Raw genomic sequence first — 23,165 nt, 5'->3', positions numbered from 1 at the left:
CCTACCGATCGATTCAGGGGACGTTGCCGTCCCCTGCTTTCTCTAACTATTCTGCGCTGCGCAGCGATATCTCTCCACCGATGAAGGGCTTGATCTCCCCGTCTTGTTCCAGCAGCAGCGCGCCCTGCGAATCGATTCCTCGGGCGATACCCACAATCTGCCGCTCGCCGATAAGCAGCTTGACCGGCCTGTCGATAAAGTTATCCAGGGTACGCCAGCGACCGATAAAGGGCGCCAGTCCGTCTATCTCAAACTGTTTCAGCGACTGACGCAGTTCATTAAGCAGGGTTGCAGCCAGCTCATTGCGATCGATCTGAATTCCCGCTTCCTGTAGGTTAATCCATCCTTGAGTAATGGCGCTGGCATTGGTATCACGCATCGCCAGGTTGATGCCGGCACCGATGACCAGTTGAGCCGCATCGCCGGTTTTCCCCGTCAGTTCGACCAGGATCCCCGCCAATTTACGATCGTTCAGGTAGAGATCGTTAGGCCACTTCACGCGCACATCGGCCGCACCGAGACGCTGCAGAACTTCCGCCATCACCATCCCGATCACCAGGCTAAGCCCCATGGCCGCAGCCGGCCCCTGCTCCAGTCGCCAGAACATCGACAGGTATAAATTAGCGCCGAATGGCGAGATCCACTGCCGCCCGCGGCGCCCTCGCCCTGCCTGCTGGTATTCAGCGACACAGGCGTCACCAGAGTGCAATTCGGCAATGCGGTCCAGCAAGTATTGGTTGGTGGAATCGACCACCGGCAACACGCTTACACGCTTGTCTTCCAGCAGGCTGAGGATGCGCTCGGCTTCCAACAGCTGGATGGCGCCAGGCAGGCTGTAGCCTTTGCCGGGCACGGTAAAGACATCCAGCCCCCATTCGCGAATGGTCTGAATATGCTTATTGATCGCCGCACGGCTCATGCCCAGTGACTCACCCAGGTGTTCCCCGGAATGAAATTCACCGTCGGCCAGCAGCGCGATCAGTTTTAACGGAACCTTGGTATCTTTCATGACAGCACCGCCACGGCATTCAGCTCACCGGTCGCGCCAATAAAACGCACCTCAGGCTCCAGCCAGACGCCAAATTTATCGGCCACTGTCTTGCGTACGTGGCGCGCCAGCGCCACCACATCTTGGCTGTGGGCGTTGTCGATGTTCACCAGCACCAACGCCTGCTGACGGTGTACCGCAGCGCCGCCGATACGATATCCTTTCAGTTCGCATTGATCGATAAGCCATCCGGCGGCCAGCTTCACCTGGCCATCCTGCTGTGGATAGTGCGGCATGCCGGGATATTTGGCGATGAGTTCTGCGGCTTTCTCTGCGTTCACCAGCGGATTCTTGAAGAAGCTGCCGGCATTACCGGTTTCACGCGGATCGGGCAGCTTGCTGCGGCGCATGGCGCATACGGATTCAAATACCTGAAGCGGCGTCACCGTGGCGGGATCCAGCCTGGCCAGATCGCCGTAGCTCAATTTGGGTTGCCATTGTTTGTTGAGACGCAGGCCCAGCCCGACAATGACATGCCCGGTTTGGAAACGGTGTTTGAAAATGCTTTCCCGGTAACCGAAACCACACTCGGCAGCCGGAATGCGATCGATAGCACCGGTAGAGAAGTCCAGCAGATCGACATACTCGCAGACGTCTTTCAATTCGACGCCGTAGGCGCCGATGTTCTGGATAGGGGCGGAGCCGGCCAATCCAGGAATCAACGCCAGGTTTTCCAGGCCGCAGATCCCGGCCTGCAGCGTATATTGCACCAGGTCATGCCAGTTTTCACCGGAGCTGACGTGGAGATACCAGGCATCGTTATCTTCCCGAACATCGATACCTTTCAACTGATTGACCATTACCGTGCCAGAAAAATCCTCCAGGAACAGCACGTTGCTACCTTCACCGAGAATCAGCAGCGGCTCCTGACGCTTGCGCGTTTGTTGCCACACTTTGAGCATCAGCTCAATTCTATCGGCCATGATCAGGTGCGCTGCGTTGACCGGGAGCGCAAACGTATTGTGGTTTTTTAAAGACGCGCTTTCAGTAGACATAACGTTCAGTACCCATAAAGAAATAATCTTTCGCCTAGTCTACTCGATTCGAGGCGTCTGGCTAATATTTGTTTTAATTAACGTGAAATTTATCGCCTAATACACTGGAGAATTAAGATTTATCCTTGATATAACCGGATAATTCTCATCAACATCTTCATAAATAGATATTTTTATTATTTAAATAATAATTTGGAGCTATCAATTATATATTTAGCTAGCTTTTTCTCTGACAAAAAACATTATGCTTCCTTATGAAAATAAGCAGCATATGCCAATAGAGGTATTTCTATAAGCAATAAATACAGCCAGGGAATTTATTTTCCCCATAGCAAAAAGCCCTGAACGTCAGTTCAGGGCTTTCGGCTTGGTTTGATGCCTGGCAGTGTCCTACTCTCGCATGGGGAGACCCCACACTACCATCGGCGCTACGGCGTTTCACTTCTGAGTTCGGCATGGGGTCAGGTGGGACCACCGCGCTATTGCCGCCAGGCAAATTCTGTTTCATTCCAACCGCTTCACTTTCGTGTCGCCATCAGAACCAATCTCGGAACTTCGCTGAAAATATCTTCGTCTCTAAAACACCTTCGGTGTTGTAAGGTTAAGCCTCACGGATCATTAGTACTGGTTAGCTCAATGCATCGCTGCACTTACACACCCAGCCTATCAACGTCTTAGTCTTAAACGTTCCTTCAGGGGCCTTAAAGGCCCAGGGAAGACTCATCTTGAGGCAAGTTTCGCGCTTAGATGCTTTCAGCGCTTATCTTTTCCGCACTTAGCTACCGGGCAATGCCATTGGCATGACAACCCGAACACCAGTGGTGCGTTCACTCCGGTCCTCTCGTACTAGGAGCAACCCCTCTCAATCTTCCAACGCCCACGGCAGATAGGGACCGAACTGTCTCACGACGTTCTAAACCCAGCTCGCGTACCACTTTAAATGGCGAACAGCCATACCCTTGGGACCTACTTCAGCCCCAGGATGTGATGAGCCGACATCGAGGTGCCAAACACCGCCGTCGATATGAACTCTTGGGCGGTATCAGCCTGTTATCCCCGGAGTACCTTTTATCCGTTGAGCGATGGCCCTTCCATTCAGAACCACCGGATCACTAAGACCTACTTTCGTACCTGCTCGAGCCGTCACTCTCGCAGTCAAGCTAGCTTATGCCTTTGCACTAACCTCACGATGTCCGACCGTGATTAGCTAACCTTCGTGCTCCTCCGTTACTCTTTGGGAGGAGACCGCCCCAGTCAAACTACCCACCAGACACTGTCCTCACCCCGGATCACGGGGCCGAGTTAGAACATCAAACATTAAAGGGTGGTATTTCAAGGATGGCTCCACGCAGACTGGCGTCCACGCTTCAAAGCCTCCCACCTATCCTACACATCAAGGCTCAATGTTCAGTGTCAAGCTATAGTAAAGGTTCACGGGGTCTTTCCGTCTTGCCGCGGGTACACTGCATCTTCACAGCGAGTTCAATTTCACTGAGTCTCGGGTGGAGACAGCCTGGCCATCATTACGCCATTCGTGCAGGTCGGAACTTACCCGACAAGGAATTTCGCTACCTTAGGACCGTTATAGTTACGGCCGCCGTTTACTGGGGCTTCGATCAAGAGCTTCGCCTTGCGGCTGACCCCATCAATTAACCTTCCAGCACCGGGCAGGCGTCACACCGTATACGTCCACTTTCGTGTTTGCACAGTGCTGTGTTTTTATTAAACAGTTGCAGCCAGCTGGTATCTTCGACTGGCTTCAGCTCCATCCGCAAGGGACTTCACCTACATGCCAGCGTGCCTTCTCCCGAAGTTACGGCACCATTTTGCCTAGTTCCTTCACCCGAGTTCTCTCAAGCGCCTTGGTATTCTCTACCTGACCACCTGTGTCGGTTTGGGGTACGATTTAATGTTACCTGGAGCTTAGAGGATTTTCCTGGAAGCAGGGCATCAACTACTTCTGCACCGTAGTGCATCGTCATCACGCCTCAGGGTTAGTATGCAACCGGATTTACCAGGTCACACCCCCTACACGCTTAAACCGGGACAACCGTCGCCCGGCCAGCCTAGCCTTCTCCGTCCCCCCTTCGCAGTAACACCAAGTACAGGAATATTAACCTGTTTCCCATCGACTACGCTTTTCAGCCTCGCCTTAGGGGTCGACTCACCCTGCCCCGATTAACGTTGGACAGGAACCCTTGGTCTTCCGGCGAGCGGGCTTTTCACCCGCTTTATCGTTACTTATGTCAGCATTCGCACTTCTGATACCTCCAGCAACCCTCACAGGCCACCTTCAACGGCTTACAGAACGCTCCCCTACCCAACAACGCCTAAGCGTCGCTGCCGCAGCTTCGGTGCATGGTTTAGCCCCGTTACATCTTCCGCGCAGGCCGACTCGACCAGTGAGCTATTACGCTTTCTTTAAATGATGGCTGCTTCTAAGCCAACATCCTGGCTGTCTATGCCTTCCCACATCGTTTCCCACTTAACCATGACTTTGGGACCTTAGCTGGCGGTCTGGGTTGTTTCCCTCTTCACGACGGACGTTAGCACCCGCCGTGTGTCTCCCGTGATAACATTCTTCGGTATTCGGAGTTTGCATCGGTTTGGTAAGCCGGGATGGCCCCCTAGCCGAAACAGTGCTCTACCCCCGAAGATGAGTTCACGAGGCGCTACCTAAATAGCTTTCGGGGAGAACCAGCTATCTCCCGGTTTGATTGGCCTTTCACCCCCAGCCACAAGTCATCCGCTAATTTTTCAACATTAGTCGGTTCGGTCCTCCAGTTAGTGTTACCCAACCTTCAACCTGCCCATGGCTAGATCACCGGGTTTCGGGTCTATACCTTGCAACTAATCGCCCAGTTAAGACTCGGTTTCCCTACGGCTCCCCTATACGGTTAACCTTGCTACAAAATATAAGTCGCTGACCCATTATACAAAAGGTACGCAGTCACACCACGAAGGTGCTCCCACTGCTTGTACGTACACGGTTTCAGGTTCTATTTCACTCCCCTCGCCGGGGTTCTTTTCGCCTTTCCCTCACGGTACTGGTTCACTATCGGTCAGTCAGGAGTATTTAGCCTTGGAGGATGGTCCCCCCATATTCAGACAGGATGTCACGTGTCCCGCCCTACTCATCGAACTCACGACCTGTGCATTTTAGTGTACGGGGCTATCACCCTTTGCTGCGCGACTTTCCAGACGCTTCCACTAACACACAAGCCGATTCAGGTTCTGGGCTCCTCCCCGTTCGCTCGCCGCTACTGGGGGAATCTCGGTTGATTTCTTTTCCTCGGGGTACTTAGATGTTTCAGTTCCCCCGGTTCGCCTCATGCCACTATGTATTCATGACATGATAGTGTGTCGAAACACACTGGGTTTCCCCATTCGGGTATCGCCGGTTGTAACGGTTCATATCACCTTACCGACGCTTTTCGCAGATTAGCACGCCCTTCATCGCCTCTGACTGCCTAGGCATCCACCGTGTACGCTTAGTCACTTAACCTCACAACCCGAAGATGTTTCCATCGTTCAAGTTGCAAACATTTGAGAGACTCTATGACAGGTTACTCTTCATTCCAGTACATCTACGGAGGAATGAATTTCAGCCGTCATGTTTCAATTTTCAGCTTGTTCCAGATTGTTAAAGAGCAATATCTTAAACATGACTCGAAAGTCATCTTTAAGATATGGTGTATCGTCAGATACTGAAGACCGCCGCTTTCACCGGGTGGGTCGGAAGCTTGGCGTCCCCTAGGGGATTCGAACCCCTGTTACCGCCGTGAAAGGGCGGTGTCCTAGGCCTCTAGACGAAGGGGACACGACACCGTACTTTTATGACGCTTTTGCTCGTTACTTTTTCATCAGACAATCTGTGTGAGCACGCCACTCGAAGCAATATCTTTAGGTAAGGAGGTGATCCAACCGCAGGTTCCCCTACGGTTACCTTGTTACGACTTCACCCCAGTCATGAATCACAAAGTGGTAAGCGCCCTCCCGAAGGTTAAGCTACCTACTTCTTTTGCAACCCACTCCCATGGTGTGACGGGCGGTGTGTACAAGGCCCGGGAACGTATTCACCGTAGCATTCTGATCTACGATTACTAGCGATTCCGACTTCATGGAGTCGAGTTGCAGACTCCAATCCGGACTACGACGTACTTTATGAGGTCCGCTTGCTCTCGCGAGGTCGCTTCTCTTTGTATACGCCATTGTAGCACGTGTGTAGCCCTACTCGTAAGGGCCATGATGACTTGACGTCATCCCCACCTTCCTCCAGTTTATCACTGGCAGTCTCCTTTGAGTTCCCGGCCGAACCGCTGGCAACAAAGGATAAGGGTTGCGCTCGTTGCGGGACTTAACCCAACATTTCACAACACGAGCTGACGACAGCCATGCAGCACCTGTCTCAGAGTTCCCGAAGGCACCAAAGCATCTCTGCTAAGTTCTCTGGATGTCAAGAGTAGGTAAGGTTCTTCGCGTTGCATCGAATTAAACCACATGCTCCACCGCTTGTGCGGGCCCCCGTCAATTCATTTGAGTTTTAACCTTGCGGCCGTACTCCCCAGGCGGTCGATTTAACGCGTTAGCTCCGGAAGCCACGCCTCAAGGGCACAACCTCCAAATCGACATCGTTTACAGCGTGGACTACCAGGGTATCTAATCCTGTTTGCTCCCCACGCTTTCGCACCTGAGCGTCAGTCTTCGTCCAGGGGGCCGCCTTCGCCACCGGTATTCCTCCAGATCTCTACGCATTTCACCGCTACACCTGGAATTCTACCCCCCTCTACGAGACTCTAGCTTGCCAGTTTCAAATGCAGTTCCCAGGTTGAGCCCGGGGATTTCACATCTGACTTAACAAACCGCCTGCGTGCGCTTTACGCCCAGTAATTCCGATTAACGCTTGCACCCTCCGTATTACCGCGGCTGCTGGCACGGAGTTAGCCGGTGCTTCTTCTGCGAGTAACGTCAATTGATGAGCGTATTAAGCTCACCACCTTCCTCCTCGCTGAAAGTGCTTTACAACCCGAAGGCCTTCTTCACACACGCGGCATGGCTGCATCAGGCTTGCGCCCATTGTGCAATATTCCCCACTGCTGCCTCCCGTAGGAGTCTGGACCGTGTCTCAGTTCCAGTGTGGCTGGTCATCCTCTCAGACCAGCTAGGGATCGTCGCCTAGGTGAGCCATTACCCCACCTACTAGCTAATCCCATCTGGGCACATCTGATGGCAAGAGGCCCGAAGGTCCCCCTCTTTGGTCTTGCGACGTTATGCGGTATTAGCTACCGTTTCCAGTAGTTATCCCCCTCCATCAGGCAGTTTCCCAGACATTACTCACCCGTCCGCCGCTCGTCACCCAGAGAGCAAGCTCTCTTGTGCTACCGCTCGACTTGCATGTGTTAAGCCTGCCGCCAGCGTTCAATCTGAGCCATGATCAAACTCTTCAATTAAAAGCTTGATGTGCTTCCACTCGAGAAGCGATGCTCAAAGATTTACTGCATGAATTTTACTTCAGTTAGTCACTCTTAAAGACTTGATATTTTTTTGCATCCGAAGATGCTGGATATCGTCTTGTGGAGTGCCCACACAGATTGTCTGATAAATTGTTAAAGAGCAGTGCCGAGAAACTCATCGGCGCGGGCTGCGTATATTACGCTTTTAGCCCGGAGAGTCAAGCGTTTATTTCGCTGTCTTCTCGCTGACCCGGCGGCTTGTCAGTCGTTGTTCCCGGTCAGTGGAGGCGCATTATAGGGAGTTCTCGGCAGGCCGCAACCCCTAAATGCAAAAAACTTTTCAAGCGCGGATTTTTTCGGCAAAACGCTGGCCAAACCCGCGTTTTTGTCACTTTTCGTACGGGATCTGGCTAAATTCCTGGGCGAAACGATCGACCTGCTGCCAATCGGTGTACTCCACTTCCTTACTGGTATCCGTTTCACCACCCGTCATACGCATAATAAATTGAATCATGATGCGGTCGAACCAGCGATAGCGCGGATAACGCAATGCGCCGGCAAACACCGCGCACTGTTTTGGCTGCCACGGCGAGGCCAGCAGAAACTTGCGGGTATAAGCGTTGGTTTGCGGCGAGCGCTTTTCCGGTTTGCGCGCCGTCAGGTTCACGGCAAAGAACGCGCTCGGCATTCGATTCAGCTGCTCGGCATGACGTTTGACGAATTTATCCAACACCGGGTTAAAGTGCCCGTAACGGATAGAAGCACCGATCATCACCAGCTGATACTGATTAAGGTCGACCTGTTCCGCCTGCAGCAGATCGATCACCTCACAGCGCAGCGTATCCTGCAATTTGCTTGCTATATAAGAAGCGATAGCACGTGTTTGCCCGTCACGGCTCGAATAAAGTATCAATGCCTTCATGGCGTACTCCTTATATCAGGCTCACTCACGCCAGAAGGTTGGCGTAAACAGCACCAGCAATGTAAACACTTCCAGGCGCCCGAACAGCATCGTCACCACCAGGATCCACTTGGCCGCCGCCGGCATCGTGGTGAAGTTATCCGCCACTACGCCCAGGCCGGGGCCGAGGTTATTCAGCGTTGCCGTCACTGCGGCAAACGCGGAGAAATCATCAACGCCGGTAGCAATGATCGCCAGCATGCTGACGATAAACACCAGCGCATAGGCGGAGAAAAATCCCCACACCGCCTCCAGAATGCGTTCCGGCAGCGCGCGGTTGCCCAATTTGATGGTATAGACCGCGTTAGGGTGCACCAGCCTTTTCAACTCGCGCGAGCCCTGCAGGTACAACAGCAGAATACGGATCACCTTCAGGCCGCCGCCGGTCGAGCCGGCGCAGCCGCCGATGAATGCCGAACACAACAACAGCATCGGCAGGAACAGCGGCCACTTGGCGATGCTGTCGGTCGTAAAACCGGCCGTGGTCGCCATCGATACCACCTGGAAGAACGCCTGATTGAGCGTTTCCATACCGCTCTTATAGACGCCATGTCCCCAGAGCACCAACGTGCACACCACCACCAGCGTCAGCTGGACGAAGATGAACATGCGGAATTCAGGATCGCGCCCATATACCTTCAGACTGCGGCCGCTGAGCAAAGCGAAGTGCAGGCCGTAGTTACAGCCGGAAATCAGCAGGAACACGGCGATGATGGTGTTGATGGTCGGACTGGCGTAATAACCGATACTGGCGTCGTGGGTAGAAAAGCCGCCGATGGCGATGGTCGAGAAACTGTGGCCGATAGCATCGAACACCGACATTCCTGCTCCCCAGAGCGCCAGCGCACAGGCTACGGTCAGCAACACATAGATTAGCCACAGGGTTTTGGCTGTTTCGGCGATGCGCGGGCGCATCTTGTTATCTTTCAGCGGCCCGGGCATTTCCGCCCGATACAGCTGCATGCCGCCGACGCCGAGTATCGGCAGTATCGCCACCGCCAACACGATGATCCCCATGCCGCCCATCCATTGCAGCATTTGGCGATAGAACAGAATGGCCTTCGGCAGCGAATCCAGTCCCACCAGCGTCGTCGCACCGGTGGTCGTCAGCCCCGAGAAGGATTCAAAGAAGGCGTCGGTCAGCGACAAGTTGGGCCGTTCAGAAAACAGGAACGGCAATGCCCCCACGCTGCCCAGCACGGTCCAGAACAGCACGACGATCAGGAAGCCTTCGCGGGGTTTCAGTTCGTGTTTCTGTTTGCGGTTCGGCCACCACAGCATCAGACCGATGGTCAGCGCCACGAAGAAGGTTTGGCTGAACGCGCGCCCCGCCCCATCGCGGTAAATCAATGCCACCAGGCCGGGAATAAACATCGTCCCGGAGAACAGGATGACCAGCAGACCAACGATACGGGTTATGGCGCGAAAATGCATTTCAGCACGATCCTTAGCAATTCAATTGGGAGGAATTATTGCGAAATGGGGGTTAATTGCAAATTACCGCGACTAAGATCACGCAATTTATTCCCAAACAGCTCGACCTCGGTGGCCGGCAACGCCAGATGCAGCACGACGGCGGCGCCGTATTCACCCTGCAGGATCCGACCTGCGGTTTGCTGCAGCAAGTTCTCCACCAACGCCAACTGCGCATAGTCGCACTGCAAGATATATTCGGCTTCCGGCACCTTTTGAGCCAACGCCAGCTGCTTCAACGCCTGTTGAACACCGTTGCCATAGGCTTTCACCAATCCGCCGGTGCCCAACTTGACGCCGCCGTAGTAACGAACGACCACGGCGGTCACTTCCCCGATGCCGCTGCCCATGAGCTGCGCGAGGATCGGTTTGCCGGCGGTACCCGACGGCTCTCCGTCGTCGGAGAATCCCAGCTGCTGCGAGTCATCGGGGCTGCCGGCGACGAAGGCCCAACAATGGTGCCGCGCCGCCGGGTGTTCATCCCGCACCTGCTGAATAAACGTCTTTGCCGCTTCTACCCCGCTGGTCGGCGCCAGCAGGGTGATAAAACGGCTCTTCTTTATTTCTTCGGTAAAGCAGGTTGCTTCCGCCGGTATCGGATACGGCCGCATCAGGCCAGGTTCAGATCGCGCGTCATGTTCTCGATGCGCTTTTCGTGGATCACGATGTTGTCTTCGATGCGGATGCCGCCATACGGCTTCAGCGCATCGATGCGATCCCAGGCGAAGTGCTGCTTGAACTCACCGCTGCGCCACGGCGCCAACAGAGACTCGATGAAGTACAGACCCGGCTCGATGGTCAACACCATGCCCGGTTGCAACACGCGGGTGCAACGCAGGAACGGATACTTGGCCGGCGCCGCCAGATGGGTGCCTTGCTCGTCCTGCATAAAGCCGGCGGCGTCGTGCACCTGCAGGCCCAGCGGGTGGCCCAGCCCGTGCGGCAGGAACGGCGTAGTGATGCCCGTTTCAACCATCGCCTCTTCGCTGAGGCCGTTCACCAGCTTGTGATTCTTGAGCAGCTTGGCGATGCGCTGGTGCATCTGCACATGGTAGTCGGTATAGCGCACGCCGGTTTTGATGGTGTCGATCAGCGCCAGCTGTTCACCGTTGAGATCTTTCACCAGATGGGCGAATTCGCTGCCGCTTTGCGCCGCGTAGGTGCGGGTCAGATCGGCAGCGTAGCCGTTGTATTCCGCGCCGGCGTCGATCAGGAAACTCAGGGATTCGGCCGGCGGCTGATGATCCAGCTTGGTGTAGTGCAGTACCGAAGCGTGTTCGTTCAGCGCCACGATGTTGTCGTAAGGCACGTCGGTATCGCGGTGGCCTGTCGCCGTGAGGTAGGCCAGATTGATGTCGAACTCGCTCATGCCGGAGAGGAAGGCTTCATGCGCCGCACGATGGCCGGTTACCGCCGTCTTCTGCGCTTCGCGCATGCAGGCCAGCTCATAGCCGGTTTTGATCGAACGGTGGAAATCCAGGTAGTTCAACACCGCTTTCGGGTTGATGTTCTCCGAAGGGATGCCGAGATCGCGGGCACGCTGTTGCGCATAACCGATATAGCCCACGCGCTCGCGCTGCGGCGGAAGCTGCTGGGCGATAGCGTCGGCGTTGGCCAGCGGCATCAATTCAAGGGATTTGGTCCAGAAACTGTCCGGCAGCGGCTCTACACTGTGCCAGTAGTCAACCGGGGAGTAGAACCACAGCTTCGGCTTGTTGACGCCATCAATCCACAACCAGCAGTTCGGCACCGACGTCACCGGCACCCAGGCTTTGAAATGCGCGTTCACTTTGAACGGATAGCTATGGTCGTCCAAAAATACCTTTTGCAGTTCACCGGAGTGAATCAGCAGCGCATCCAACTTGTTGCGCTCCAGCACTTCGCGCGCGCGTTTTTGCAGCTCTGCCAGGTGGTCGTTATACAAAGAAGCCAGCGTTTCCATCACATTACCCTTATGCCTTAGCACGAAAGAAGTCATCTTAACACAGCGCTCCGGCGCACCAACCTCATCGCGTTGGGCATGCGGAGCAGCTCGCAATTCCCGGCAAATGCCGTTACATCCGCAGTTTAACCTTAGCCAGCCGAGTGCCATCGTCAGCCCCGCATCGTCGTCGCCATGACGCCAGCCGCCTTATTCATGCCTAACCTCGCCTGAATGATAAATCGCCGCTGGCAAGTGTATGAAGACCGACAACCGCCAGCAAATGCCGATAGCACATAAAATATAACTTCGTTTTAAATCAAAACGCTAACTTGGTGAGATGTGATCCGACCAGCAAATATGCAATCTCTCATTTGCATATTTTTAACATAAAAACCACACTCCTCATCATCTGGTCATACCAGATCATACGCTGATTCAGGAGATAGACATGCTCTACCAAGGCGAAACATTACAACTGCACTGGCTCGATAACGGCATCGCCGAGCTGGTGTTCAACGCACCGGGCTCGGTCAACAAGCTGGACACCCGCACCGTAGCCAGCCTGGGCGAAGCGCTCACCGTGCTGGAAAACCAGCCTGAGCTGAAAGGGCTGCTGCTGCGTTCCTCCAAAGCCGCGTTTATCGTCGGCGCCGATATCACCGAATTCCTTTCTCTGTTCGCCGCACCGGCTGAAAAGCTGCAAGAGTGGCTGGTGTTCGCCAACAACGTCTTTAACCGGCTGGAAGATTTACCGGTGCCGACCATTTCGGCCATTAACGGCTATGCGCTCGGCGGCGGTTGCGAATGCATTCTGGCGACCGATTTCCGCGTCGCCTCACCGGACGCGCGCATTGGCCTGCCGGAAACCAAATTGGGCATCATGCCGGGCTTCGGCGGTTCCGTCCGCCTGCCGCGCCTGCTGGGTAACGACAGCGCGCTGGAAATCATCGCCGCCGGCAAAGACGTCAGCGCCAAAGAGGCGCTGAAAGTCGGCCTGGTGGATGCGGTGGTGGCACCGGAAAAACTGGCCGAAGCGGCGCTCAACATGCTGCAACAGGCGATCGACGGCAAGCTGGACTGGCGCGCCGCGCGTCAACCTAAGCTGGAGCCGCTGAAACTCAGCCCGATTGAAGCGGCGATGAGCTTCACCACCGCCAAAGGCATGGTGCTGCAGACCGCCGGTAAACATTACCCGGCGCCGATGACCGCGGTGAAGACCATTGAAGCCGCCGCCAAGCTGGGCCGCGATGAAGCGCTGAAACTGGAAACCGCCAGCTTCGTGCCGTTGGCGCGTTCCAACGAAGCGCGCGCGCTGGTCGGCATCTTCCTCAACGATCAGTTCGTGAAGAGCCAGGCGAAAAAGCTGGCCAAGAATGTGGATGCGCCGAAACAGGCGGCGGTGCTGGGCGCCGGCATCATGGGCGGCGGCATCGCTTACCAATCGGCGCTGAAAGGCGTGCCGGTGATCATGAAAGACATCAGCGACAAGTCGCTGACGCTGGGCATGAGCGAAGCGGCCAAGCTGCTCAATAAGCAGCTGGAGCGCGGCAAGCTGGATGGCCTGAAAATGGCGCAGGTGCTGTCGACCATTCAGCCGACGCTGGACTACGCCGGCATCGGGCGCGCACAGGTGATCGTTGAAGCGGTCGTCGAGAATCCGAAGGTCAAAGCCGCCGTGCTGTCGGAAGTGGAAAACCTGATCGGTGAGGACACCGTGCTGGCGTCGAACACCTCGACCATTCCGATTAATCACCTGGCAAAATCGCTGAAGCGCCCGCAAAACTTCTGCGGCATGCACTTCTTTAACCCGGTACACCGCATGCCGCTGGTTGAAATCATCCGCGGCGAACAGACCAGCGATGACACCATCGCCAAAGTGGTGGCCTACGCCAGCCGCATGGGCAAAACGCCAATCGTGGTGAACGACTGCCCGGGCTTCTTCGTCAACCGCGTGCTGTTCCCGTATTTCGCCGGCTTCAGCCTGCTGCTGCGCGACGGCGCCGACTTCCGTCAGATTGATAAAGTGATGGAAAAACAGTTCGGCTGGCCGATGGGCCCGGCCTACCTGCTCGACGTCGTGGGCATCGACACCGCGCACCACGCGCAGGCGGTAATGGCCGCCGGCTTCCCGGATCGCATGAGCAAAGACTATCGCGACGCCATTGACGTGATGTTCGACAACCAGCGCTTCGGTCAGAAAAATCAATTGGGCTTCTACCGCTACAGCCAGGACAGCAAAGGCAAACCGCGCAAGGACAACGACGAGCAGACCGACGCGCTGCTGGCCGAAGTGAGCCAACCGCGCCAGACCATCAGCGACGAAGAAATCATCGCGCGCATGATGATCCCGATGATCAACGAAGTGGTTCGCTGCCTGGAAGAGAAGATCGTCGCCAGCCCGGCGGAAGCCGATATGGCGTTGGTTTACGGCATCGGCTTCCCTCCGTTCCACGGCGGCGCGTTCCGCTACCTGGATACGCTCGGCACCGCCAACTATGTTGAGCTGGCCCAGCGTTACGCACACCTCGGCGCCCTGTATCAGGTGCCGGCCGGTCTGCGCGCCAAGGCCGAACGCAATGAAAGCTACTACCCGGTGGCGACACCGCTGTCCGACGTCGCTACCCGCCAACCGGCATGAGGTCATAAAGATGGAAAACGTAGTTATTGTTGATGCCGTACGCACGCCGATGGGCCGCTCCAAGGGCGGCGCCTTCCGCCAGGTGCGCGCCGAAGATCTCTCCGCTCACCTGATGCGTGAAGTGCTGAGCCGCAACCCGGCGCTGGATGCCGCCGAGATCGATGACATTTACTGGGGCTGCGTGCAGCAGACGCTGGAGCAAGGCTTCAACATCGCCCGCAACGCCGCGCTGCTGGCCGAGATCCCGCACCGCGTGCCGGCGGTGACCGTCAACCGCCTGTGCGGCTCTTCGATGCAGGCGCTGCACGACGCGGCGCGCGCCATCATGGTCGGCGACGCGCACGTCAGCCTGATCGGCGGCGTGGAACACATGGGTCATGTGCCGATGAACCACGGCGTGGATTTCCATCCGGGGCTGAGCCGCAGCGTGGCCAAAGCCGCCGGGATGATGGGGCTGACCGCCGAAATGCTGGCCAAGATGCACAACATCAGCCGCCAGATGCAGGATGAGTTTGCCGCCCGCTCCCACCAGCGCGCGCATGCGGCGACGCTGGCAGGTTACTTCAAAAACGAGATCATACCGACCAACGGCCACGACGCCGATGGCGTGCTGACCCGTTACGATTTCGATGAAGTCATTCGCCCGGAAACCACCGTCGAAAGCCTGTCGGCCCTGCGTCCGGCGTTCGATCCGGTCAACGGCACCGTCACCGCCGGCAGTTCTTCCGCCCTGTCGGACGGCGCTTCCGCCATGCTGCTGATGAGCGAATCGCGCGCCAAAGCGCTCGGTTTGAAGGCCCGCGCCCGCATCCGCTCGATGGCGGTCGTCGGCTGCGATCCTTCCATCATGGGTTACGGCCCGGTGCCGGCCAGCAAGCTGGCGCTGAAACGCGCCGGTCTGAGCGTGCAGGACATCGATCTGTTCGAGCTGAACGAGGCGTTCGCCGCCCAGTCGCTGCCGTGCATCAAGGATCTGGGGCTGATGGACAGCATCGACGACAAGATCAACCTGAACGGCGGCGCCATCGCGCTCGGCCACCCGCTGGGGTGTTCAGGCTCCCGCATCTCGACCACCCTGTTGAACAACATGGAACGTCGCGACGCGCAGTTCGGCCTGGCGACCATGTGCATCGGCCTGGGCCAGGGCATCGCCACCGTCTTTGAACGCGTTTAGCTGTGTCTATCTTGGGATGACCGCGTCACCACTTCAAATCGCGGCATCCCGCCAAGTTTAGTTGCCGTTCTTCCCGCCTGTCAGGGGCGGGTTTTTTATGCCTGACGTTTGCCGGCGCCCAAATAAAAACGGGGCGACCCTCGGCCACCCCGTTCACTGCGCATCGCATCGGTCAGATAAACGAAAACGCGTCACCGAACATATGCGCTTCCAGCGCGCCGCGCTCGGCGCAGAAACGCTCACGGGCGATTTTCGCCATCTCGAAACGCCCGGCGATATAGATGTCGTGCTCCGCCAGCGTGCCGAAATCCTGCAGCACCGCGCTGAGCACGGTGCCGCTGCGGCCGCGCCATTCGGCTTCCGGCTGCTCGACCACCGGGATCACCTTCAGATTCGGATGCTGCAACGACAGCGCTTCCAGCTCGCTCAGATCGTACAGGTGCTTCAGCTCACGCCCGCCCCAGTAGATAGAAATATCGCGATCGGGCTGCTGCTCCAACGCGGTCAACAGGATTGAACGCGCATAAGAGAAACCGGTGCCGCCGGCAATCAGCACCAGCGGACGGCTACCCTCTTCCCGCAGCCAGGCATCGCCGTGCGGCACGTCGACGGTGATCGCCTGCTCTTTCAGGATGCGATCCATCACCGCCATGGCGTACAGATTCAGCTCCGAAGCGCCGATGTGCAGCTCGATGTAATCTTGCTGCGTCGGGGTAGATGCCAGCGAGAACGGGCGCTTGTCGCGCTCGTCCATCACCACCATCAGATATTGCCCTGCCTTGAAAGAAAACGGCTGCTCGGGCACCAGACGTACCCGATAAACCGTATCGGTAATGGCCTCTACCGAGGTCACTTTACAGCTCAATATTGTCATGCGTTCCCTCTGTCGGGTCATCAATGCAAAGCTGAGAACAGGGCCTGACGCTACAGCGTCGGTTCCCTGTCACTGAAGATTGCGAGCTCATCCCAGATTTCGTCGACGCGCGCACGTACCTTTTCATCCATCTGAATCGGACGGCCCCATTCGCGATCGGTTTCACCCGGCCATTTATTGGTGGCGTCCAGCCCCATCTTCGAACCCAGGCCGGAAACCGGTGAGGCGAAGTCCAGATAGTCGATCGGCGTATTCTCCACCAGAACGGTATCCCTTGCCGGATCCATTCGTGTGGTGATCGCCCAAATTACGTCGTTCCAGTCGCGCGCATTGACGTCGTCATCGCAGACGATAACAAATTTGGTGTACATAAACTGCCGCAGGAACGACCAGACACCCATCATCACGCGTTTAGCGTGGCCGGCGTACTGTTTCTTCATGGTCACTACCGCCAGGCGGTACGAGCACCCTTCCGGCGGCAGATAGAAATCGACGATTTCCGGGAACTGCTTTTGCAGAATCGGCACGAACACTTCATTCAATGCCACGCCCAGGATCGCCGGCTCATCCGGCGGGCGGCCGGTGTAGGTCGAGTGGTAGATCGCGTTGCGGCGCTGGGTGATGTGGGTGACGGTGAACACCGGGAACTGGTCGATTTCATTGTAGTAACCGGTGTGGTCGCCGTAGGGGCCTTCCGGCGCCATTTCACCCGGCTCAATATAGCCTTCCAGCACGATTTCAGCGCTGGCGGGCACTTCCAGATCGTTGGAAAGGCACTTGACCACTTCGGTTTTATTGCCGCGCAGCAGCCCGGCAAAAGCGTATTCAGACAGGGTATCCGGCACCGGCGTCACCGCGCCGAGGATGGTGGCGGGATCGGCGCCCAGCGCCACCGCAACCGGGAAACGCTCGCCGGGGTGCGCCTGGCACCACTCCTGATAATCCAGCGCGCCGCCGCGATGCGACAGCCAGCGCATGATCACTTTATTCTTGCCCAGCACCTGCTGGCGATAGATGCCGAGATTTTGCCGTTCCTTATGCGGGCCGCGGGTCACCGTCAGCCCCCAGGTGATCAGCGGCGCGGCGTCTTCCGGCCAGCAGTGCATCACCGGAATACGGCCCAGATCGACGTCCTCGCCCTGCCATACCTGCTCCTGACAAGGCGCGGATCCCAGCACCTTGGTCGGCATGTTCAGCACCTGCTTGAACTTCGGCATTTTGTCGAACAGATCGCGGAAGCCTTTCGGCGGCTCCGGCTCTTTGAGGAACGCCAGCAGTTTGCCGACTTCGCGCAGCGCGCTGATGTCTTCCTGCCCCATGCCCATCGCTACGCGATTGGCGGTGCCAAACAGGTTGCACAGCACCGGCATGTCGTAGCCTTTCGGGTTTTCAAACAGCAATGCCGGGCCGCCCGCCCGCAGGGTGCGATCGGCAATCTCCGTCATTTCCAGGTAAGGATCGATCGGCTGGCTGATGCGTTTTAGTTCCCCTCTCTTCTCCAGCAACGAGAGGAAATCGCGTAAGTCACGGTATTTCATGCTGATCATTATAACGGCCAGTGGGGAGGGCATTATAAGCCCTCTTCACGGTTGTTGCTGCAATTTTGTTAACGCCGCCCGCTGCGGGGTGGCCCTCAGCCGCAGTTGAACGGCACCAGCGCAGCCAGCGCACGCGTATCCTGATATTCGCGCGTCTCCTCGCCGTGGCGGAACACCTTGAAGCCCTGCCCGTTGGCGCTGAAGTAACGCAGCTCGTTGCCTTCAACGTGCAGCAGGCTGCCTTCACGCAGCGCCACCACCGATTCACTTGGGTTGATCGCGCAGAACTCCGCCAGGCGCTCGTCACGGGTTTCGCCCATGTGGCCGCTGATATGCGCGTCGATGTAATGCGGGTTGATTTGCACCGGGAACAGCCCCAGCGCCGGCAGCACTACGCTGCAGCGCACCGGCATATCATTGGTGGTGCGAATGCTCGGCGTGGCCACGTTGCAACCGGCGCTCCAGCCGACGTAAGGCACTTCGCGCTCGCGCACCGCGCGCTGGATGGGCACGATCAAGCCTTGTTCGTGCAGCATTTGGTTCAGCAACCAGGTATTGCCGCCGCTGACCAAAATGCACTCCGCCTGCGCGATCGCCGCCGCCGGCGAAGCGGCGTGATGGATGCTGGTGACTTCGATGCCCAGCGTTTGCGCCAGCTCCTGCGCACGCTGGTCGTAGTCGTAACGGATCAGCGCATAAGGGATAAAGACGGCGGATTTGATGCCGCGACGTGCAATCATCGCCAGCAGTTGGCTTTTGGCATACCCCAGCAGCTCGGCTTCGCCAGACAGCTTGCCGTTGCTCAACAGAAACAGCTCCATTTATCTTTCCCTCGGTCAAAAACGATGAATAGCGTCACAGCCGGTAGCGCAACGCCTTGCCATACTGTGACGGTAACAAATTTTTAGCCCTCTGTTATACCAGCGCCGTATCGATAAGTGTGTGACCCCTCGCTAATAGCCGCATCTTCATAGAGATAGGTGATGTTACACGCTGAAACTTGCATCACTATGTATCCGGAAGCGCTTTTGATATGCTTACCGGCTGGCAGAAAGGCATGTGAAATTATGGAATCCTGGTATCTACTTTATTGCAAACGCGGTCAGCTGTTGCGGGCGCAGGAACATCTGGAACGGCAGCAGGTAAACTGCCTCAGCCCGATCATCACGCTGGAAAAGATCGTGCGCGGCAAGCGTATCGCGGTCAGCGAACCCCTGTTTCCCAACTATCTGTTTGTGGAGTTCGACCCGGAGCGCATTCACACCACCACCATCAGCGCCACCCGCGGCGTCAGCCACTTCGTGCGCTTCGGCGCGCTGCCGAGCGTCATCCCAAGCAAGGTGATCGATGAGCTGCGCACGCACGCCAGCGAAACCTATGTCGATCCGGAAACCCCACAGCCGGGGGATACCGTCCTGATCGTCGACGGCGTGTTCGAAGGGCTGCAGGCGATCTACACCGAGCCGGACGGCGAGGCGCGCTCCATGCTGTTGCTCAACCTGATCAACAAACAGGTCAGCCAAAGCATCGACAACCGACAGTTCCAGAAGATGTAATGCAAAAGGCGCCCTCAGGCGCCTTTTTGTTGGCTCATTTCACGCTTAGCGACGCATCGCATCGTCATGCAGCCACTGTGCGACACGCTTGGCGAAGTAGGTCAGCACGCCGTCGGCGCCGGCGCGTTTGAAGCACATCAACGACTCCATCACCGCTGGCTGCTCCTGCAGCCAGCCGTTCTGAATCGCCGCCATATGCATGGCGTACTCGCCGGACACCTGATAAGCGAAGGTTGGCACGCCGAAGGTATCCTTCACGCGGCGCACAACGTCGAGGTACGGCATGCCCGGTTTCACCATCACCATATCCGCGCCTTCCTGCAGATCCTGTGCAATCTCCTGCAGCGCTTCATCGCTGTTGGCCGGATCCATCTGATAGGTCTTCTTGTTGCCACCCTTCAGATTGCCGCTGGAACCCAACGCATCGCGGAACGGGCCGTAGTAACAGGAAGCATACTTGGCGGAGTAGGCCATAATCTGGGTATTCACCAGACCCTGCAATTCCAGACGATCGCGGATCGCCCCGATGCGGCCGTCCATCATGTCACTCGGCGCCACGATTTCCGCGCCCGCTTCGGCATGGGAAAGCGCCTGACGCACCAGGATGTCTTTGGTCACATCGTTAATCACATAACCCTGCTCATCGATTACCCCATCCTGCCCGTGCGTGGTGTAGGGATCGAGCGCTACGTCAGTCAGAATGCCCAGCTCAGGCACCGCGTCTTTCAGCGCGCGCACCGTGCGCTGCACCAGCCCTTCCGGGTTATAGGCTTCTTCCGCATGCAGCGATTTCAGACCTGGCTCAATCACCGGGAACAGGGAGATCACCGGCACGCCGAGTTTGGCGATAGTTTCCGCTTCCTTGACCAGCAGATCGATCGTCATGCGCGATACGCCCGGCATCGAGGCCACTTCTTCCTGACGGTTGCTGCCTTCCATGACAAACACCGGATAAATCAGGTCGTTGACCGTCAGTTGGTTCTCGGCCACCAGGCGGCGGCTGAAATCATGACGGCGCACGCGGCGCATACGGCGACCAGGGAAGGTGCCCGGAAATGCATAGCTCATAGTTTTCTCCTAGCTCAAACCAGCCGGAATAGCCGGCGGGCGTTCTCATCGGTTTTTTGCCCCAGCCATTGCGGCTCTTCCTGTCGCCAGACGGCGACCTGATGCACGATATGGGGCAGGAAACAGGGTTCGTTGCGGCGAGATGCGGGTTTAGGCTGTAAATCCCGGGGCAACAGATAAGGGGCGTCAGTTTCCAGCAGCAGACGCTCGGCCGGGATCTGCGGCAACAGGGCGCGCAATTCCAGGCCGCGCCGCTCGTCGCAGACCCAACCGGTAATCCCGATCGACAGGCCCAGCGACAGGCAGCTAGTTAATTCTTCGGCGGTGCCGGTGAAGCAGTGCACCACGGCCGCGGGCAGTTTATCCAACCACGGCGTCAGTAGCTCGGCAAAACGTGCGTGTGCGTCGCGGCAATGAAGAAACACCGGCAGCGCCAACTCCGCCGCCAGCGCCAGCTGCGCGGTGAACGCCGCTTCCTGCTGCGCGGGCGTCGAGAAATTGCGGTTGAAATCCAGGCCGCATTCGCCGATCGCCGCCACTTCAGGGCGCGCGGCCAACGCATAAATCTGCTCGGCGGTGTGTTCATCCCAGCCGCTGGCGTAGTGCGGATGCACGCCGGCGGTAGACCAACAGTAGCCCGCATGTTGCCGCGCCAGTTCGGCGGCCTCGCGGCTCTCCGCCAGATCGGTGCCGGTAATCAACATCCCCGTCACGCCCGCGGCGCGGGCGCGTTCCACCACCGCCTGGCGATCTTTGGCGAATTGGCTGCTGGTGAGATTAACGCCGATATCAAACATGGTTTTTTCCAAAGCAAAAGCCGCCCAGTGGGCGGCTTAGCAATCAATGTGGATCAGGAGGCTGGGGGTTCGTCACCCTCGTCTTCTTCTTCCGCTTGCGGACGACGCTTGCCGGTATAGAAGCGAGCGAAGAATACCCCCACTTCAAACAGCAGATACATCGGTATTGCCAACAGGGTTTGCGAGAACACGTCCGGCGGCGTCAACAGCATGCCGACCACAAACGCGCCGACCAACACATATGGCCGTTTCTTCTTCAGATCTTCCGGCGAGGTGACGCCGCTCCAGCACAGCAGAATGATGGCGACCGGCACTTCGAAGGCGACGCCAAACGCCATAAACAGCGCCATGACGAAATCGAGGTAGTTTTTAATGTCGGTCGCAATGGTCACCCCCATCGGCGCGGTCTTGGCAAAGAAGCCGAAGGCCAGCGGGAACACGATGAAGTAGGCGAAAGCCATGCCGAGGTAGAACAGCAGGCTGCTGGACACCAGCAGCGGCATCATCAGGCGGCGTTCATGCTTGTACAACGCCGGTGCGATGAATGCCCACACCTGATACAAAATCATCGGCGCGGAGACGAACACCGAGACGATCATGGTCAGCTTGATCGGCGTAAAGAACGGTGACGCCACGTCGGTGGCGATCATGCTCGCCCCGGCCGGCAGCTGCTTGAGCAGCGGTGCAGAAACCAGCTGGTAGATGTCGTTGGCGAAAAACACCAGCACCACGAACACCGCCAGCACGCAAATAATCGAGTTCAACAGCCGCTTGCGCAGCTCTATCAGATGACTGATAAGGGGTTGGGTATCTTCAACAGCCATGTATTAACGATCGCCACTAGGTTGGTGAGACGCTGGGGTTTTATCCGCAACAGGTTCGACAGGTGCCGGCGCGGTTTCCACCGGTGCTTTGGCCGGTTGCGCCGCCACGGGCGTAGCCGGGGACGCAGCCGCAACGGCCTCAGGCTCCGCTGCCGGTTTTGGCACGGCGGCGGGCGCACTGACGCGGGTTGCCGCTTCCGCCGGCGTCACGCCGTCGTGCAAGGCTTCCGGATCGATGGCCTGCGGGTTATGAATGGTGTTCGCCAGCTCTTCTGTCTCGCCCCGGTAGGTGCGTTTCAATGATTCCGCCGCGTCTTTCAGCTCATCCATCGATGCCTTCAGTTCCGGCGTCAGGTTCTGCAGGCCGGCCTGTTCGGCTTTTTTCAGGCTGTCCTGCAGCTCCTGCAGCTTCAGTTCCTGAGACAGTTCGTGCTGCACCGAGGCCGCCAGCGAGCGCAGCGCGCGGATCCAGCCCGACACCGTTCTGACCGCGACCGGCAACCGTTCCGGCCCCAGAACAATCAGGCCGATCACCAGCACCAGCAGCAGCTCACTAAACCCAATGTCAAACACGGTTTATACCTGCTCTTTGTTCTTCGACTCTTCCGGTTTCACTTCCGGCTGCTTATCGGTAATAGGCTTGGCCGCGAAGTCAGCGTCATCCAGGCTGCTTTTTTCAGCCGTGTTGGGGTTCGACGGCGTATCGTCGCCGATCGCCTTTTTGAAGCCCTTGATTGAGGCACCGAGATCGGAGCCCAGCGTGCGCAGTTTTTTGGTGCCGAACAGCAGCACCACGATCACTGCGATGATCAACAATTGCGTAATACTAATACCGCCCATTT

Annotated in this window: 17 protein-coding genes, 1 tRNA gene and 3 rRNA genes; 3 read left to right on the top strand and 18 right to left on the bottom strand. The window is 57.3% G+C overall.

The window, feature by feature from the left end:
• Nucleotides 1-46 precede the first annotated feature (46 nt).
• The 10 genes from birA to pepQ all read right to left on the bottom strand — a co-directional run bounded on the left by birA (nucleotide 47) and on the right by pepQ (nucleotide 11,872).
• Entirely contained in the window at nucleotides 47-1,009 is a 963-nt protein-coding gene (birA, locus tag SSARUM2_RS01055) for a bifunctional biotin--[acetyl-CoA-carboxylase] ligase/biotin operon repressor BirA (protein WP_033636716.1), read from the bottom strand.
• Nucleotides 1,006-2,043 carry a UDP-N-acetylmuramate dehydrogenase gene (gene murB / locus SSARUM2_RS01050; protein ID WP_039569855.1) on the bottom strand — a complete coding sequence of 346 codons (1,038 nt, stop codon included), beginning with the start codon at nucleotides 2,041-2,043 and terminating at the stop codon, nucleotides 1,006-1,008. Before murB ends, birA begins: the two co-directional genes overlap by 4 nt.
• Nucleotides 2,044-2,420: 377 nt before the next feature.
• Nucleotides 2,421-2,536, bottom strand: a 5S ribosomal RNA gene (rrf, locus tag SSARUM2_RS01045).
• A gap of 104 nt (nucleotides 2,537-2,640) precedes the next feature.
• Nucleotides 2,641-5,548: ribosomal RNA gene (locus tag SSARUM2_RS01040) — 23S ribosomal RNA — on the bottom strand.
• A gap of 239 nt (nucleotides 5,549-5,787) precedes the next feature.
• Nucleotides 5,788-5,863 (bottom strand) — tRNA-Glu (locus SSARUM2_RS01035).
• An 88-nt stretch (nucleotides 5,864-5,951) separates the two neighbouring features.
• Nucleotides 5,952-7,493, bottom strand: a 16S ribosomal RNA gene (locus SSARUM2_RS01030).
• Together the 16S, 23S and 5S rRNA genes with 1 tRNA gene alongside form the textbook arrangement of a ribosomal RNA operon.
• 391 nt (nucleotides 7,494-7,884) lie before the next feature.
• Nucleotides 7,885-8,418, bottom strand: a complete 534-nt coding sequence (gene hemG, locus SSARUM2_RS01025) for a menaquinone-dependent protoporphyrinogen IX dehydrogenase (protein WP_047569749.1) — start codon at nucleotides 8,416-8,418, stop codon at nucleotides 7,885-7,887.
• A 21-nt stretch (nucleotides 8,419-8,439) separates the two neighbouring features.
• On the bottom strand, nucleotides 8,440-9,891 hold the full coding sequence (gene trkH / locus SSARUM2_RS01020; protein WP_004934492.1) for a Trk system potassium transporter TrkH: 1,452 nt from the start codon (nucleotides 9,889-9,891) through the stop codon (nucleotides 8,440-8,442).
• A 35-nt stretch (nucleotides 9,892-9,926) separates the two neighbouring features.
• Nucleotides 9,927-10,541 (bottom strand): IMPACT family protein, encoded by a 615-nt coding sequence (locus tag SSARUM2_RS01015; RefSeq protein ID WP_033649682.1) that lies wholly within the window; start codon nucleotides 10,539-10,541, stop codon nucleotides 9,927-9,929.
• On the bottom strand, nucleotides 10,541-11,872 hold the full coding sequence (gene pepQ, locus SSARUM2_RS01010; RefSeq protein WP_033649681.1) for a Xaa-Pro dipeptidase: 1,332 nt from the start codon (nucleotides 11,870-11,872) through the stop codon (nucleotides 10,541-10,543). The genes SSARUM2_RS01015 and pepQ overlap by 1 nt, the downstream gene beginning before the upstream one ends.
• Before the next feature lie 430 nt (nucleotides 11,873-12,302).
• Here pepQ and fadB point away from each other — a divergent pair, with 430 nt between their 5' ends.
• On the top strand, nucleotides 12,303-14,492 hold the full coding sequence (gene fadB / locus SSARUM2_RS01005; protein WP_060453009.1) for a fatty acid oxidation complex subunit alpha FadB: 2,190 nt from the start codon (nucleotides 12,303-12,305) through the stop codon (nucleotides 14,490-14,492).
• 10 nt (nucleotides 14,493-14,502) lie between these two features.
• Nucleotides 14,503-15,666, top strand: coding sequence for an acetyl-CoA C-acyltransferase FadA (gene fadA, locus SSARUM2_RS01000; RefSeq protein ID WP_025304928.1), 1,164 nt, complete (start codon nucleotides 14,503-14,505; stop codon nucleotides 15,664-15,666).
• A gap of 172 nt (nucleotides 15,667-15,838) precedes the next feature.
• Here fadA and fre read toward each other — a convergent pair whose 3' ends face one another.
• From fre to pepE, 3 genes are all read right to left on the bottom strand, one after another.
• Nucleotides 15,839-16,540, bottom strand: a complete 702-nt coding sequence (fre, locus tag SSARUM2_RS00995) for an NAD(P)H-flavin reductase (protein ID WP_004934474.1) — start codon at nucleotides 16,538-16,540, stop codon at nucleotides 15,839-15,841.
• Nucleotides 16,541-16,590: 50 nt separating this feature from the next.
• Nucleotides 16,591-18,111, bottom strand: coding sequence for a 4-hydroxy-3-polyprenylbenzoate decarboxylase (ubiD, locus tag SSARUM2_RS00990; RefSeq protein ID WP_033649678.1), 1,521 nt, complete (start codon nucleotides 18,109-18,111; stop codon nucleotides 16,591-16,593).
• A 62-nt stretch (nucleotides 18,112-18,173) separates the two neighbouring features.
• A complete protein-coding gene (pepE, locus tag SSARUM2_RS00985; protein WP_033636709.1) occupies nucleotides 18,174-18,899 on the bottom strand; it encodes a dipeptidase PepE in 726 nt (241 codons plus the stop codon).
• A 246-nt stretch (nucleotides 18,900-19,145) separates the two neighbouring features.
• On the opposite strand from pepE, the gene rfaH reads away from it, so the two are divergent.
• Nucleotides 19,146-19,634 carry a transcription/translation regulatory transformer protein RfaH gene (gene rfaH, locus SSARUM2_RS00980; RefSeq protein ID WP_004934466.1) on the top strand — a complete coding sequence of 163 codons (489 nt, stop codon included), beginning with the start codon at nucleotides 19,146-19,148 and terminating at the stop codon, nucleotides 19,632-19,634.
• A gap of 45 nt (nucleotides 19,635-19,679) precedes the next feature.
• Here rfaH and hemB read toward each other — a convergent pair whose 3' ends face one another.
• From hemB to tatA, 5 genes are read right to left on the bottom strand one after another with little or no spacing between them, the layout of a single operon-like run.
• A complete protein-coding gene (gene hemB, locus SSARUM2_RS00975; protein WP_033636707.1) occupies nucleotides 19,680-20,702 on the bottom strand; it encodes a porphobilinogen synthase in 1,023 nt (340 codons plus the stop codon).
• Nucleotides 20,703-20,716: 14 nt separating this feature from the next.
• Nucleotides 20,717-21,499 carry a 3'-5' ssDNA/RNA exonuclease TatD gene (tatD, locus tag SSARUM2_RS00970; protein ID WP_033655127.1) on the bottom strand — a complete coding sequence of 261 codons (783 nt, stop codon included), beginning with the start codon at nucleotides 21,497-21,499 and terminating at the stop codon, nucleotides 20,717-20,719.
• A 53-nt stretch (nucleotides 21,500-21,552) separates the two neighbouring features.
• Nucleotides 21,553-22,323 carry a Sec-independent protein translocase subunit TatC gene (tatC, locus tag SSARUM2_RS00965; RefSeq protein WP_033649673.1) on the bottom strand — a complete coding sequence of 257 codons (771 nt, stop codon included), beginning with the start codon at nucleotides 22,321-22,323 and terminating at the stop codon, nucleotides 21,553-21,555.
• Between the two features lie 3 nt (nucleotides 22,324-22,326).
• Nucleotides 22,327-22,896, bottom strand: a complete 570-nt coding sequence (tatB, locus tag SSARUM2_RS00960) for a Sec-independent protein translocase protein TatB (RefSeq protein WP_049234500.1) — start codon at nucleotides 22,894-22,896, stop codon at nucleotides 22,327-22,329.
• A 3-nt stretch (nucleotides 22,897-22,899) separates the two neighbouring features.
• The gene (gene tatA, locus SSARUM2_RS00955) at nucleotides 22,900-23,163 is read right to left on the bottom strand and encodes a Sec-independent protein translocase subunit TatA (protein WP_033636704.1); all 264 of its coding nucleotides are present in this window, start codon (nucleotides 23,161-23,163) and stop codon (nucleotides 22,900-22,902) included.
• Between the last annotated feature and the right edge of the window lie 2 nt (nucleotides 23,164-23,165).

The sequence above is a fragment of the Serratia sp. K-E0102 genome (assembly GCF_029962625.1).
Classification (GTDB): domain Bacteria; phylum Pseudomonadota; class Gammaproteobacteria; order Enterobacterales; family Enterobacteriaceae; genus Serratia; species Serratia sarumanii.
The sequence above is the reverse complement of the archived record's forward strand: the minus strand, read 5'-3'. Positions and strand labels throughout refer to the sequence as shown.